Annotated in this window: 15 protein-coding genes; 4 read left to right on the top strand and 11 right to left on the bottom strand. The window is 67.0% G+C overall.

What is annotated here, in order from left to right:
* Positions 1-139 precede the first annotated feature (139 nt).
* From E0H92_RS04575 to E0H92_RS04560, 4 genes are all read right to left on the bottom strand, one after another.
* Positions 140-373, bottom strand: a complete 234-nt coding sequence (locus E0H92_RS04575; RefSeq protein ID WP_165549650.1) for a hypothetical protein — start codon at positions 371-373, stop codon at positions 140-142.
* Between the two features lie 293 nt (positions 374-666).
* On the bottom strand, positions 667-1,305 hold the full coding sequence (locus E0H92_RS04570; protein WP_238173309.1) for an excalibur calcium-binding domain-containing protein: 639 nt from the start codon (positions 1,303-1,305) through the stop codon (positions 667-669).
* Between the two features lie 46 nt (positions 1,306-1,351).
* Entirely contained in the window at positions 1,352-3,994 is a 2,643-nt protein-coding gene (locus tag E0H92_RS04565) for a patatin-like phospholipase domain-containing protein (protein WP_131495476.1), read from the bottom strand.
* Between the two features lie 27 nt (positions 3,995-4,021).
* A complete protein-coding gene (locus tag E0H92_RS04560) occupies positions 4,022-4,237 on the bottom strand; it encodes a hypothetical protein (RefSeq protein WP_131495475.1) in 216 nt (71 codons plus the stop codon).
* Positions 4,238-4,355: 118 nt separating this feature from the next.
* Here E0H92_RS04560 and E0H92_RS04555 point away from each other — a divergent pair, with 118 nt between their 5' ends.
* Positions 4,356-5,759, top strand: a complete 1,404-nt coding sequence (locus tag E0H92_RS04555; protein ID WP_131495474.1) for a glycoside hydrolase family 43 protein — start codon at positions 4,356-4,358, stop codon at positions 5,757-5,759.
* Here E0H92_RS04555 and E0H92_RS04550 read toward each other — a convergent pair.
* Genes E0H92_RS04550 through E0H92_RS04525 form a run of 6 tightly spaced genes read right to left on the bottom strand, consistent with a single transcriptional unit; the run spans position 5,756 to position 11,187 of the window.
* Positions 5,756-6,526: a hypothetical protein gene (locus tag E0H92_RS04550; RefSeq protein WP_131495473.1), complete on the bottom strand. Its 771-nt coding sequence runs from the start codon at positions 6,524-6,526 to the stop codon at positions 5,756-5,758. The two genes, E0H92_RS04555 and E0H92_RS04550, sit on opposite strands and share 4 nt — an antisense overlap.
* A gap of 17 nt (positions 6,527-6,543) precedes the next feature.
* Positions 6,544-7,314 carry a hypothetical protein gene (locus E0H92_RS04545; RefSeq protein WP_131495472.1) on the bottom strand — a complete coding sequence of 257 codons (771 nt, stop codon included), beginning with the start codon at positions 7,312-7,314 and terminating at the stop codon, positions 6,544-6,546.
* An 18-nt stretch (positions 7,315-7,332) separates the two neighbouring features.
* Positions 7,333-8,103 carry a hypothetical protein gene (locus E0H92_RS04540; RefSeq protein ID WP_131495471.1) on the bottom strand — a complete coding sequence of 257 codons (771 nt, stop codon included), beginning with the start codon at positions 8,101-8,103 and terminating at the stop codon, positions 7,333-7,335.
* Between the two features lie 50 nt (positions 8,104-8,153).
* Positions 8,154-8,978, bottom strand: coding sequence for a carbohydrate ABC transporter permease (locus E0H92_RS04535; protein WP_131283638.1), 825 nt, complete (start codon positions 8,976-8,978; stop codon positions 8,154-8,156).
* Positions 8,975-9,907 carry a carbohydrate ABC transporter permease gene (locus tag E0H92_RS04530; RefSeq protein ID WP_130387935.1) on the bottom strand — a complete coding sequence of 311 codons (933 nt, stop codon included), beginning with the start codon at positions 9,905-9,907 and terminating at the stop codon, positions 8,975-8,977. The genes E0H92_RS04535 and E0H92_RS04530 overlap by 4 nt, the downstream gene beginning before the upstream one ends.
* On the bottom strand, positions 9,904-11,187 hold the full coding sequence (locus tag E0H92_RS04525) for an extracellular solute-binding protein (protein ID WP_131495470.1): 1,284 nt from the start codon (positions 11,185-11,187) through the stop codon (positions 9,904-9,906). The genes E0H92_RS04530 and E0H92_RS04525 overlap by 4 nt, the downstream gene beginning before the upstream one ends.
* A 276-nt stretch (positions 11,188-11,463) precedes the next feature.
* On the opposite strand from E0H92_RS04525, the gene E0H92_RS04520 reads away from it, so the two are divergent.
* The 3 genes from E0H92_RS04520 to E0H92_RS04510 all read left to right on the top strand — a co-directional run bounded on the left by E0H92_RS04520 (position 11,464) and on the right by E0H92_RS04510 (position 13,534).
* Complete coding sequence (locus E0H92_RS04520; RefSeq protein ID WP_131495469.1) at positions 11,464-12,177, top strand: hypothetical protein; 714 nt, start codon at positions 11,464-11,466, stop codon at positions 12,175-12,177.
* 46 nt (positions 12,178-12,223) lie between these two features.
* Positions 12,224-12,700, top strand: a complete 477-nt coding sequence (locus E0H92_RS04515; RefSeq protein ID WP_131495468.1) for a hypothetical protein — start codon at positions 12,224-12,226, stop codon at positions 12,698-12,700.
* A gap of 105 nt (positions 12,701-12,805) precedes the next feature.
* On the top strand, positions 12,806-13,534 hold the full coding sequence (locus E0H92_RS04510; protein WP_131495467.1) for a hypothetical protein: 729 nt from the start codon (positions 12,806-12,808) through the stop codon (positions 13,532-13,534).
* Here E0H92_RS04510 and E0H92_RS04505 read toward each other — a convergent pair.
* A complete protein-coding gene (locus E0H92_RS04505) occupies positions 13,531-14,259 on the bottom strand; it encodes an ArsR/SmtB family transcription factor (protein WP_131495466.1) in 729 nt (242 codons plus the stop codon). The two genes, E0H92_RS04510 and E0H92_RS04505, sit on opposite strands and share 4 nt — an antisense overlap.
* Positions 14,260-14,320 lie beyond the last annotated feature (61 nt).

The raw sequence follows: 14,320 nt of genomic DNA, 5'->3' as shown, positions 1-14,320 counted from the left end.
GAAGCGCCTCCCAGGTAAGTGTTATCTGCATTGATAACATAACACCAGAAGACGATAAGAACGCACCAGCCCCTGACCGAAGGCGGACAGAAAACAGCCCCCGCAAGCCGGTCGGCCTGCGGGAGCCAAGAGCGTCGAGTCAGGAGTGCATCAGAACCAGGGCGGTGTCGGCCGTGGCCAGCTCGAGCCGGCCCGCGTCGACCGCGCCGTACGCACCGATCGGGCCGCTGCTGCGGCGACCGTTCCGGTTGAGCCAGAAGCGCCAGCCCGCCGGGGCCTCGGGCCAGGTCGGGTCGGGCGTCCACCCGAGCGGCGGACGCCAGCCGGCCGTCGGCGGCTGCGGCCACTGCGGTGGCGGATTGAACTTGTGCACTAGCGGTCCCTCCGGATTCCCCAGCGATCCGCTGAGCGGAACTGTCTGACAGATCAACGATCTGGCACACCGAACGTCACGGATAAATCTTCGTAAAGTTTCATCCCGTACGAGGACCCATCTCAGCACCGAAACAGCGCCCCGGCAACCGTTCTCTCAACCACCGGACTGCACGTGCATCCTCAGAGGATTCTGCTGCCCCTTCCACAGGCAACACCCCAGTTGTCCACAGCAACAGCGCAGATATCCACAACCCAACCGCGTTATCCACAAGCAATACAGCGCGTATCCACTCACTCACAGGCGACGCCGTCGTGGTTGCGATCCAAGTGCGAGGCGTAACCAGGCTCACCCCGGTACAGCGGCGCCTTACCCGCCGCACGAACCGCGGAGCAGTTCGCGTAGTACACCTCGACCGGTGCAGCCGTTGTCTTCGTCGGCCGCGGACTCTGCGTCCGCGCCAACGGAACCGGTGCGGTCGTCCTTGTGGTCGTACGCGGTGCCGCGACCGTCACGGTCCGGGCGGGCAACGGCGGTTGCGTGATCGTGGTCGTCGGCCCGGGAACGGTCCGCTGCACCGTGACAGTCGGCCCAGCGACAGTCACGGTCGGACCGGCCACCGTTGTCGTCGGCCCCGGTACGGTCACCCGCGGCGCCGACGAAACAGCGGCTGGGCTACTCGCCCCACCGATCGCGGCCAGGATGACGATGAACGCGAACGCGCCGGCCACCCATCCCGCGACCAGCTTCACGGGCGGTTCGGCGCCGTACCGGCCACTGGGTCCGCGCGTCCTCAGCCCGCGGGTGTTCAGCCAGAACGCCCAACCGGGTGGCGCCGGCGGCCAGGACGGGTCCGGTTGCCAGCCGGCTGGTGGTTGCCAGTTGGACGCCGGTGGAGCCGGCCAGCCCGGTGGTGAATTGAAAGTTGCCATGGTGAGTCCCCCCTTGGGGGTTACATCCGGTCACCGTGACAATGTGTTACAGGTCGTTGAGGCGGGCGTGGACGCGGTGGTGGTCGACGAGGGACTCGGTGAGGGTGTGGCCGAGGGAGCGGTAGGCCTCGAAGTCCCATTCGTCGTAGAACTGGTCGCCGGTGGTGCGGCGGGGGAAGTCGGCGTGCTCGACGGCGTACTGCTCGAGGTCCCAGTCGAGGTGGCCGGCGAGGACGGCCTTCACGAAGAAGATCTCGGTTTTGTACGGCTTCTCTTCATCGTCTTCCAGCGGGTGCGTCGCGATCCCGTAGGCCCAGGCCCGGTCCGCTCGGGGCTTGGTGCCGCGGATCATCGGGGACGGGTCGAGGTTGATCTCGATGCCGTGGTCCATCCGGGCGGTGGCGATCGCCTCGGCGAGGGCGGTGAAGCGGTCCTCGGCGTCGTTCGAGGCGTCGATCACGATCACCTGTGCGGGCTTGCGGCGCAGCGCCTCGACCAGGCCGAGGTTGTCGTAATGACCACCGTCGGTGACGTAGATCCGGCGTTCGTACATCGACGGTGACCCGACCGCCTCGTGCAGCAGCCGGTACGGGCCGGGCTTGTCGATCACGCTGCCGACGTACCGCCGTACCTTCGCGACGAATCCGCGCCGGTCCGGGAACGCGGCCTCGGCGCGGTTGTTCCAGTACGGGTTCGGCAGCCACACACCGAGCCGCGCATTGAGTACGGCGAGCAGCAGCCGCACCGGCCGCGTCCGCGCGTTCACCCGTCCGGTCAACGGGCTGAACGCGGCGCCACTGATCGCCATCGCCGCGGGCACCGTGACCTCGCGCTTGAGGACGTCGGCCTCGCGCTCGTAGTCGGCCGTCTCGCGCCGCCCGCCGTCCGGCAGCGACCGGTCCCCGACGATCCCGATCTGCGCGGCGTCGAACACGAACGGCACGCAGTCGCGCTGCGTCGGCACGAAGTCCGGGTCGTCGACGTTCGCGACACCGGCGATGACGAGCTGCGGCCCGCCGTCGATCGGCTTCGCCCAGTCCGAGTACCGCAGCCGCAGGTGGTAGTCGAGTCCGACCGCGGCGCCGTTGTCCTGCCGCTTCACCAGGAACGCGCGCGACAGGCGCTCCCGGTAGAAGGAGTGCAGCGAGGTCCGGTTCGCGTCGGTGAGCACCTTGATGGCGAGCGCGATCGCGGCCAGGATCAGCGCGACGTTCCAGTCCTCCTGGTACGTCGCATCGGTCGCGTAGCCGCCCGTCCAGCGCAGCAGCACGATGATCGCCGCGATCACGATGATCGCGCTACCTGCCCATGGCGCGAGCTTGGTGCGCGCGAACACCAGAAGCCGCGCGCGCAGCCCGGTCGCCGCCTTGCCCTCGACGGTCAGTCCGTTCCAGACCGATTTGCCCAGGCCGATCAGTACGACGACCAGCGCGCTGAACGACGCCACGCCCTGTTTCGTGGGGTCGACCAACGCCAGGAGCGCCGACGGCAGACTCGGCTGATCGATGGATTCTCCGGGGACTTTCCCCAGCAGATAAAGGCCTCCCGGCACACCGAGCAACAGCACGGCGACCGGTACGCCGTACCGCAGGGTCACGTTGCCGATCGTGGTGAGGATCGTGCGGACCAGGTCCGGCATCCGCGCCCACCGGTCCCAGACCTTCTCGATCAGGAACATCAGCGCGCTCACCGCGAGCAGGAACACGGACATGCCGACGAAGAACCAGGAGTCGTTCGGCCGCCAGTCCACCCGCAGGTCGGTCGTGATCACCTTCTGGTCGGCGAGGAACCACCCGAGGACCCAGGCGATCGCGCGCAGCGTGATGCCGATCAGCAGCAGGTTCACCACCAGGCCGAACAGCACCGACAACGCCGCGCGGAACATCGCCCGGCCGCCGGACAGCAGGTAGCGGGTCTGCCGTCGCAGGCGGGCCAGCTCGGGTGATCCCGGCGAGAACGGGTCGGCGCAGGTACGGCGAAGTACGTGGAAGGCGGCGGCCATGTACCCGCCGCCGCTGACGCCGATGACGGTCGACGCCTTGTCGTAGAGACCGCGTTCGCGCAGCAGTTGCAGCGCACCGAGGCAGAACGACGCCGAGCGGATCCCGCCGCCGGAACAGGTGATGACAAGGCGGCCGGTGTCCTTGCCGTCCCGCTTCGCACGGCGGAACGTTGCCGGCGGCGTCGGCTCCACGCCGTACCACTTCCGCTGCCCGAGACGGCTCGTCGCGAACAGGCTGACGGCGAGGATCAGTACGCCGGCCACGACGACGGCTCGCGTCAGCCAGGTGAACCAGCCGGTGGAGAGATCGGCACACGGAGCCGACGCGAAGTCGCCCCAGAGGGTGAGGTTCTCGGCGATGTCGAGGACGGCGGCGACCAGGACGAGCCACGACCCGACGGCCGCGACCCGCTGCCAGGACTGGAGGTTCAGGAACTTGACGTACTTGTACGCCCGGTACGCCGCGTACACGCCGGCCAGCACGAACGCCGAGTCGACGAGGATCGAGAGCCGTGCCGGTGCAGCGCACCCCTCCGCCGAGCCGGCCGCTTGATGGACCGCGGCCCGCATCGGCACCTGCACAATCGCGAGAACGATGGCGAGTTGGAGCGTCTTGGTGAAGGTCCGCCGGCGCCCGATCTGCTCGATCGTGGCTTCACCCTTGGTGCCGTCCGAGTCCCCGAGCATCGCCCCATCATGCCGGGGCGTGAGGGTCTAGGCGACCTTGGCGCGGGTCTCGCTCAAGCGGCACGGGAGTACGTCGCCGGCCTCGAGGGCGGCGAGTTCGGTGCAGGCGAGGGCGATGGCCTCGGCCTGGGTCCGGCAGTCGGCGTACCAGAAGGGGTCGTCGGGCTGCCGGTCGTCGGCGTCGTCGATGTCGGCGTACCAGCAATCGTGCCGGTAGTGCACGACCCGAACCTTGAGCTTCATGTGCGGTGTGACGCCGGCTGACGTCCGCAGGTTCCTGGCCGAAAGGTTTACAACGTTGGAAGTAGCCGGTACAAACGAGAGCGAGACCGGTCCGCCCCCAGGTTTCGAGAGGTGTGTCATGAGGATCTTCCGTGCCGCCCTGGCCGCCGCATTGTTCTGCGGCCTGCTCGCTCCGACCGCATCCGCAGCCGACCAGCAGGAGAACGCTGTGACGTCGCAGACGTTCCGGAACCCGGTGAATCCGTCCGCGGATCCGTCGCTGATGTTCTACAACGGCAAGTACTACGTCGCGACGACGCGCGGCGACCGGATCGGGATCTGGTCGTCGGGCAGCCTCGCGACGCTGCTCGTGCAACCCGAGCAAGTCGTGTGGCGGGACTCGGACACGAGCCGCAACACGCAGATGTGGGCGCCGGCGTTCCGGCATGTCGGGAACCGCTGGTACATCTACTACACCGCCTCCGACGGCGTCGACGCCAACCACCGGATGTACGTGCTCGAGTCGGCCGGCGACGACCCGCTCGGCCCGTACAGCTTCAAGGCGAAGATCGCGGACTTCGGTGAGTACGCGATCGACGGCGAGCCGATCACGGTCAACGGGCAGCAGTACTTCGTCTGGACCGGCCCCGGCCGCGGACAGGGCGGCCCGGCGCAGCTGTACATCGTCCGGATGAGCAACCCGTGGACCGCGACCGGCGGCCGCGTCGCCATCCCGGCCGACGGCGGGTGCACCGAAGTACGGGAAGGGCCGACCCCGCTGTACGGCGCGACGCGCACCTTCCTGACCTACTCGACGTGCGACACCGGCAAGCCGGACTACCAGCTGTGGATGAAGAGCATCGCGAACGGCGCCGACCCGATGGTCGCGGCGAACTGGGTGCAGCATCCCGGCCCGGTCTTCTCCCGCAACGACGAGACCGGCGTGTGGGGTCCCGGGCACCACTCGTTCTTCAAGTCACCGGACGGGACCGAGGACTGGATCGCCTACCACGGCAAGAACACCAGCACCTACACGTACTCGTACCGCACGACAAGGGTCCAGAAGATCACCTGGAACGCCGACGGTACGCCGAACCTCGGCCGGCCGCTCGCCGCGGGCGCGACCCAGAACCTGCCGTCCGGCGACCCGGGCTCGGCGAACTACTGGATCAACGACACCGACGCGACTGTCGCCTACACCGGCGCGTGGAGCTCCGGGTCCGGCTGCGGCAACCAGTGCTTCTGGGGCAACGACCACTGGAGCTGGGAGCCGAACGCGACCGCGACGATCCAGTTCACCGGCACCCGCGTGGCCCTGCTGAGCGTCGCGGACACGGGCAACGGGATCGCCGCCATCTCGGTCGACGGCGGACCCGAGCAGCGGATCGACTACTACAGCTCGATCCGCGTCGGCGAGCAGCTGAAGTACGTCAGCCCGGTCCTGCCGCCCGGCCCGCACACCCTCAAGGTGCGCGTGACCGGCGACAAGAACCCTGCCTCGACCGGCGCCGTCATCAGCCTCGACCGCATCGAGGTCTACTAGACGAATTTCTTGACGATCGTCCGGCCGTTGATCAGCAAGTAGCTGCCGTCGTTGCGGATCTGTACGACGGTGCCTGGCCTGTGGGTATGGAAGTCCCAGCTGCCGTCGCCGTCCCGGCTGTAGGTGCCCCACAGGCCGTTCGGGTCGATCCATGCGGACGATTCCGGATACTCCGTCTTGCCGGTGCTCCAGAGGACGGTCGTGCCGTTCTTCAGGAAGACCATGTTTCCGTTCGTCAGCAGCTTCAGCGTGTAGACGTGGTCCAGCGAGTACATCGTCACGTCCCGGCCGAGCGTGTCCGGTGCACGCAGCATGGCGCCTGCCATCAGCGTGCCGATCACCATGTGCCGGTTCCAGACCGCCTTGCCGCGGGTGTTGTAGATCGCCATCAGACCGGTGTTCGGCAGCACCAGCTTGGCGTTCGGGCTGGCCGCGCCCATCGACCAGATCTGCGTCCGCCCGTAGATGATCCGCATGGTGCCGTCAGCGCCCATCACGAGCACAGAGCCTGGCCGGTAGGTCCCGGACATCCACAGCGGCTGCGTGACGCCACGCTGAAGCAGAGTCACGTTCCCGTTGCGCTGCATCGTCAGCGTGAACACACCACTGGCCGACTTGATCGACTGCAGCGTCATCAACTTCTGCCCCGGCAGCAGCGTGTCCGACACCGCCACCGTCTTCGCCGCGGCCGGTGCGCTTCCGACCAGCACGGCCCCACTCAGCATTGCCCCGACGGCCAGGACTCCGGCCAACAGTCGACGTACCATCCCACTCCCCTTGTCTGTCAGTGGAACGTCTTGACGACGGTCCGGCCGTTGACCATCCGGAGATGGCCGTCGTCAGTGAGCTGGAGGACGCTCCCGGCGCGACGGGTCTGGTAGAAGAAGGTGAGGTCACCGAAGGCGTTCACGGTGCCGAACGATCCATCCGGGCTGACCCAGCCGTACGCGCCCGGGGCGTTCTTCACACCGGTGGACCAGAGCACGGTGGTGCCGTTCTTCAACAGCACCAGGTTGCCGGTGGTCAGGAACTTGAGCGTGTAGATCCGGTTCACGGAGTACATGACGACCTCGTCCCAGGCCGCGTCCGGGCCGGCGAGCTTGCTCTGCGGCATCAGCGTCCCGACCACCATGTGCCGGTTCCAGTTCGCCTTACCGCGGGTGTTGTAGATCGCCAGGTTGCCGTTGTCCGGAAGCACCAGCTTGGCGCCCGCGCTCTTGATGCTCATCGACCAGACCTTCGTCCGGCCGTAGATGACCTGCAGCGTCCCGTCCGTGCCCATCACGAGCACCGAGTTCGGCCGCCACGTACCCGAAGCCCACAGCGGAGCCTTCACTCCGCGCTGGTACAGCTTGACGTCTCCGGCCGGCTGAACGATCAACGTGTAGACCCCGCTCTTCGAGCGGATGTACTGCCCGGACAACAGCTTCTGCCCCGGCAGCAGCGTGTCCGACACCGCCACCGTCTTCGCCTCGGCCGGTGCGCTTCCCAGCAGGACGGCCCCACCCAGCAGTGCCCCGACGGCCAGGACTCCGGCCAACAGTCGACGTACCATCCCACTCCCCCTTGTCTCTTAGAAGAACGTCTTGACGACCGTGCGGCCGTTGACCATCACCAGGTGCCCGTCGTCACGGAGCTGGAGGACACTGCCGTCGCGGCGGGTCTCGTACATCCAGGTGATGTCGCCGAAGCTGTTGTTGTTGTAGAACGCGCCGTTCGGTCCGACCGACCCGTACGACTCCGGGGCGTTCTTCACACCGGTGCTCCACAGCGTGGTCGTCCCGTTCTTCAGCAGCACCAGGTTGCCGGTGGTCAGGAACTTCAGCGTGTAGATCCGGTTGACGGAGTACATGATCACCTCGCGTCCGGCCGGGTCCGGGGCGTGGAGCTGGCTCTGCGGCATCAGCGTGCCGATCACCATGTGCCGGTTCCAGTTCGCCTTACCGCGGGTGTTGTAGATCGCCAGGTTCCCATTGTCCGGCAGCACCAGCTTGGCGCCCGCGCTCTTGATGCTCATCGACCAGATCTTCGTCCGACCGTAGATGATCTGGAGCGTTCCATCCGTGCCCATCACGAGGACGGACCCGGCGCGCCAGGTCCCGGAGCTCCACAACCGCCACGACACCCCGCGCTGGAAGAGCTTCGCCTCCCCACGCGTGTCCATGATCAACGTGAAGACACCGCTCTTCGAACGGATGTACTGCCCGGCCATCAACTTCTGCCCCGGCAGCAGCGTGTCCGACACCGCTACCGTCCTCGCCTCGGCTGGTGCACTTCCCACCAGCACGGCCCCACCGAGCAATGCCCCGACGGTCAGTGCCCCGGCCAGCAACCGACGTACCATGCCGATCCCCCCTCTGTTTGTTTGTGAGGGCATTGTCCTAGGCCGAGAGGTCATCCCTTCAATCCGGAGGCGAATCCGCGGATCACGTAGCGCTGCAGGACGAGGAACAGCAGCAGGATCGGGAGCGCCGCGAGGACCAGCCCGGCGGCCACCAGCCCGTAGTTGGACGTGTACTCGTTGACGAACGCGAAGACCCGGACCGGGACCGTCTCGCGGCCGGATCCGCCCAGGTACAGCAGCGGGGTGAAGAAGTCGTTCCAGATGTGTACGGCGTTCAGGATCAGGACCGTGCCCGTGATCGGGCGCAGCAGCGGGAAGATCACATGCGCGAACGCCTGCAGGTGGGAGGCGCCGTCGATCAGCGCCGCGTTCGTGTAGTCGGCCGGCAGCGAGCGGATGAACCCGGTGTAGAGGAACACCGTGAACGGCAACTGGATGCCCGTGTAGAACAGGATCATCCCCTGGTACGTGCCGAGCAGGCCCAGGTCGTTGACCATCTGGTACAGCGGGATCATCCCCAGCTGGAACGGCAGGATGATGCCGACCAGGAACAGGATGTAGAGCGTGTAGCTCAGGCGCGTCGCCGTACGGGCCAGGAAGTATGCCGCCAGCGATCCCAGCACGATCAGCACCAGAACACTGCTGACCGTGATCAGCGTGCTGTTCAGCAGCGCCGAGCCGAGTGACGCCGACTGCCACGCTTCGCCGAAGCTCCCCACCGACGGCGGATCCGGCAGTGACAGCGGCTTGTTGGCGATCTGGCCGGGGTCCTTGAAGGCCAGCGTCACCAGCGCGTAGACCGGGAAGAGGAAGGCGATGGCGACCGCCACCATGACGACTTCCAGCACGAAGGTACGGGGCTTGTATTTCCTCATGCCGCGGTCTCCCTCGAGCGCAGGTACCCGATCTGGATGAAGGACACGGCCGCGACGAAGATCGCCAGGACCAGCGCCACCGCGGTGCTGTAGCCGAACTTCCCGAACACGAAGGCTTGTTTGTAGAGGACCGTCGACAGCGTGTCGGTCGCGTACCCCGGGCCGCCGTTCGTCATCGCGATGATCTGGGTGAACAGCGTCAGGCCACCGACCGTGGACAGCATCAGGTTGATCGTCACGGCCGGCGCGAGCAGCGGCCAGGTGATGTGCCGGAACCGCGCCACGGTGCCCGCGCCGTCGACCATCGCGGACTCGTGCAGCTCGGCCGGCACGCCTTCCAGACCCGCCAGGAAGATGACCATCGAGTACCCGGCGCACTGCCAGATCACGGTGAAGGCGACCGACCACAACGCGATCGACGGGTTGCCCAGCCAGTCCTGCCGCAACCCGCCGAGCCCGATCGCCCCGAGCGCCGCGTTCAGCCCGGCGTCCGGCGCCGGGTTGTACACGTACTTCCACAGGAACGACACCATCACCGGACTCACCACGACGGGCGCGAAGAAGATCACCCGCAGCACCATCCGGCTCTTGATCCCCGTGTGGACGCCGAGCGCCAGCAGCAACCCGATCCCGTTCTGCACGACGACGATCGCCACCGTCAGCAGCAACGTGTTCCGCAACGCCCCGAGGGCCTGGTCGTCGCGGAACAACTGCTGGAAGTTGTCCAGCCCCACGAACGACCGCTGCGCCCCCACCCCCGACCAGTCCGTGAACGCCGACCCGGCCCCGGAAAACGCCGGATACAAGACAACCAGCGCATAAATCAGCAACGCCGGCACCGCGAACAACCACGGCGGCGCGATCCCGCCCCCACGGCGCCGCGGTGCCTTGACAGCGTCCCGGCGTACGGCCTGAGCTGTGACCGTCATGCGCTCTTCCGGTAGGCCTCGTCCATCTTCTTCAGGGCGGCGGGGACCGTGCTCTTGCCGCCGAGGAGTTCCTGGACGACGGCGAAGTGGGTCGGCTGTACTTCGGCGTTCGGCCAGCGCTGGTCCATGAACGGGACCGCCTTGTTGTCCTTCAGGTACGGCAGGAACGGCTTCAGGACCGGGTCGACCTTGGCGTCGCCCTCGGAGTACAGCGGGACGCACGCGACGGCTTCGGCCCAGGCGTTCACGACCTCCGGCTGGCCGCAGTACTCGATGAACTTCTTCGCCTCCTCGGCCTTTTTGCTCTTCGCGCTGGCCGCGATACCGACCACGACGCCGCCGGGGATCCAGTTGTCGGCGGCGACGTCCGTGGCCGGGAACGGGAACATGCCCAGGTCGTCCGGCGCCGGCGACGCCGCGCGGAACGCCTGCAGGACCGCGGACACCTGGACGGCCATCGCGGCCTTGCCGGTGCCGACCATCGAGGTGGCCTGCTCGTACGTCGTCCCGTTCGGGTTGTCGTTGAAGAAGCCCTTCTTCTGCAGCTCGAGGTACTTGTCCATCGCGTCCGCCCAGCCCGAGTCCGCGAAGGACGCCGTACCGGCGGTCATCTTGTCGTCGAAGTCCGGCGTCTTGGCGTAGACCGTGCCCGGGACCAGCGCGTAGTCGATGAGCTGCGTGACCCACGGGGTCTGGGCGCCGAGCGCGATCGGCACGATGCCCTTCTTCTTCAGCTTGTCGCACACCGACAGCAGCTCCGACCAGGTCGTCGGTACGTCGACCCCCGCGGTCGCGAACGCCTTCTTGTTGTAGATCGCGCCGAGCACGCTGGTACCCGGCGAGAAGATGAACGTCTTGCCGTCGTTCTGGAACGCACCCTTGAAACCGGTCGGGATCTTCTGCGTCCAGGACTGGCTGCTGAGGTCCGTGAGCAGGTTCGCCTTGCTCAGCTGGACCATCGACATCGCGCTGCCGTTACCCGGGTAGACCGCGTGCAGATCCGGGGCGTTACCGGCCGCGAGCTGTGCGCGGAGCGACGTCTGCAGCTGGTCGGCCGGCGAGAACGAGAGATTGAAGTCGAAGTCCGAATGCGCCTTCTTGTAGTCGTCGAGCGCCTTCCGCAGGCCGGCCTCCTGGCTGCCGGCGCCGATCACCTTGAGCGGGCCGCCGGACGACGAGCTGCCGTTGCCGCCGCCGCAGGCCGCCAACGCACCGGCCAGGGTCGCACCACCGGCGAGTTGCAGGAGCCGCCTTCGGCTGACGGATCGATCGAGTGCCATGGTTCCTCCTGAGCGCCGAAGTACCGGCCAAGAATGTGAAGTAACCGCAGGATCGTGTTACTTTTGTCACGGGGACGGTACGTACGGCCCGGGAGGGTGTCAAGACCTCGTTGAAAGGATTCAGTCCGGCCCGGTGTGAAAAGGCCTCCGCCGGGGTTTTGGGACCCGGACCATCTGGCCTGAGAAGATGGGCTACGTGCCCGTGACCGCCTTCCCGCATCCGGCCGGTACGACGTCTGTCGTGCCGCCCGCGCCGACCTGTGGACGGGTGCGAGCGTGAGACGAGTCCTCCTGGCCGGACTTCTGCTGCTGGCCCTGGCGCTCGGCGCCGGCAGTGGCTACTACGCGGGCGACTACCTCGACACCCCGGAACCGACCGCCTCCGGCACCGCCGGCCCCCTCGGCGAAATCTCCCCGTCCGCCACGCCGTCCCCAACCGAGCCCTCGACTCCGGTCAAGACCCCGATCCCCAACAACGAGGAGCCGCTGGAACCCGGGCTGGACTACACCGAACGCTCGTTCTCCGTGCAAACGAAGGACGGTCAGACCGTGCGGCTGTCCCTCGAGGTGCCACAAGGCTGGCGGCTGACGAGGGACACGAAGCGCCCGGACCAGGTCAGATACGTCGAAAAGGTCGAACAACGCGGCGTGCGAGTGCAGGCCGACCAACCCGCCGAGGGCACGCCGGCGGACGAGATGGCCCAGCTGATCGTCGATCTCAAGAAGAGCCAGGCGCCCGAGAACGACGTCCGCATCCTCGACCACACGTCCGAAATGATCACCGGCGACGACGGCGAGTCCCGGACGGTCGCGACACTCGTCTACTCGTACATCCCGGGCGAGACCCTGTGGTACGTGATCGTCCGCTGGATCGCGATCAACGGCGAGAACACCAACATCGAGATGAGCGTCACCGGCCTCCCCCAAGACGCAGACGCCCTCAAAGAAATCCTCGACAAGGCCAGCACCTCAGTCAACGAGACCGGCTGACCCTGCCGAACCCGACCGACATACCTCCCACGAGATGGAGACAGCGATGATCCGTCGCATTGCCGCGCTCGCCCTGGCGACGGCACTGATCCCGGCACCGGCCGGGGCGAAGGTTGCAGTCACACAGGCCTGCAGTGAGGCCGTGCCGGCGGTCAGGACCGTACCTCTCACAGCAAACCGAACAGGCGAGGTCTGGGGAAGGATCGAGCTGCGACGGGACACGTGCCACCAGTACTGGGCCTACCTCAAACTCAACTCGCCGATCATCACCGGAGGCACGCGGGCAACCGCAGTACTGGCTTATTGGGAAGAGGGACTCCAGCAGCCAGGGTTGACCTGCAACAGTCCCGGCGGCAATGGATACATCACGAGGAATCAGACCAGTTGCCGGACGCCGAAGCTGCCCTGGACGTTCGTCGACGGCTTCATGGCCACCGGCCACTACGACGTGCAACTCGAGGGTGGCTCCGCCTGGTATGCCGTCGCAAAGGGCCAGACCAAGAAGGCACCTGGCCGGATCTGAGGGACCACGCGGGGAACCCGTTTTCACGGAATCGTTACTTAGTCGGTGCAACCTCTGTGGGGGCTGGGGTGTCTTCTTCTAGTAGATCTCTGGGGAGGTGGGGGCGTGGCGGGGACGGTGAGCAGGCGCGCGGTGCTCGGCGCCGGTCTGCTGACGCTCGCGGGGGTGGGCGGAGCGGGCGGGTACGGCGTCGGCCTGTTCCTCACCAAGGAACCCAGCCTGGCCGGCACCGCAGCCCCACTCGCCGTGAGCCCCACCCCGGGCACGACACCGACGCCTACCCCGACACCTACCGGGCCGCCTCGCAAGGTTACGTACGACGACTCGCCTGCGCTGGATGCGGACGATCTGCGCTACAAGAGCCAGACGTTCGAGGTGAAGGGCGTCGTCAGGTCACGCGTTTCGGTACGGATACCGAGCGGATGGAGCCTGACGCAGCCGGACCCGCCGAAGACCGGCCGGTTCACCGACCCCACCGGAAAGCGGTGGATCCGGATCGAGGGGGGCTTCACGATCACGCGTCCCCCGGCGGCGTCGATGCAAGCGCGTATCACCGAGCTGAATCGTCTGCCCGCCAACCAGATGCTGCACCTGATCTCGCACACCGTGGACGAGCGGTACGCCACCATCGCCTACACCTATGTACCGCCTCCGGAGCAGTCCCCCGAAGGCGTTCTGCGCTATGTCATCGTGCGTTGGGTTGCGGATGACAGTGGCAACTGTGCTGTCGAAATGAGCTCCACTGGGCTCCCCCAGGACAAGGACGCGTTGCTCGACGTGCTTGATCATGCGACTGACAGCGTTCAGCGTCGGGATACTCCGCTGTCGGGCTAGAGCAGTTGGGCGAGACCGCGGCGGCCTGCGTCAGACAGCTGGACCGCGCGTTGGTGGGGACGGCGGTGGAGCCAGTTGCGGTTCAATAGCGCCTCAGCGATCGCGGCTCCGAGCTGCCCCGACAGGTGGTGGCGCTGTTCACTCCAGTCGACGCAGAACCTGAGCAGCGGCCTGCGCGACGGCAGCGCGGCGAGGTCGACTCCCAACTCGGAGAAGGCGCCGACGGCATGAGGCCCCAGGGCGTATGGGCCGTCGGGGAGTTGCTGCGCGAGCGGGTCGCCGGGCCGACGCTCGGTACCTCTACCGCCATCGGTGCGAACCAGCGCGTCACGACGTACCAGCCCCTCCAGGAGAGCGACGCCGAGACGCCCAGCCAGGTGGTCGTAGCAGGTACGTGCCTCGCGTAGAGCCGCAGCCCGGGTGCTCTGGCGCAGCGAGGTGATCGGCTGCGGCTTGGCGATGCCGGCCAGCGCCTCCACGGCTGCGGCGACCTCCGGACCGGAGAGCTTGTAGTACCGATACCGGCCGGATTGCTCGACTGTGACCAGGCCGCCGTCGAGCAGCTTGCGCAAGTGTGCGCTGATGGTCTGTGGCGACACACGTGCCTCCGAAGCCAGCAGAGACGCCGGGAGCGCGCGGCCCTCCGCCAGGGCCATCAAGACCTTCGCCCTGGCCGGTTCGGCCAGCAACGCCGCCACGCGCGCGACATCCGCGTCTCCGCTCATGGATCCATCGTGGCACCAGCACACTTCGACGGTGCCCGAAGTGATCGCGTGGGAACTTGGA

Origin of the sequence: Kribbella speibonae (assembly GCF_004331375.1) — a bacterium.
In the GTDB taxonomy this organism is placed as follows: domain Bacteria; phylum Actinomycetota; class Actinomycetes; order Propionibacteriales; family Kribbellaceae; genus Kribbella; species Kribbella sindirgiensis.
The sequence above is the reverse complement of the archived record's forward strand: the minus strand, read 5'-3'. Positions and strand labels throughout refer to the sequence as shown.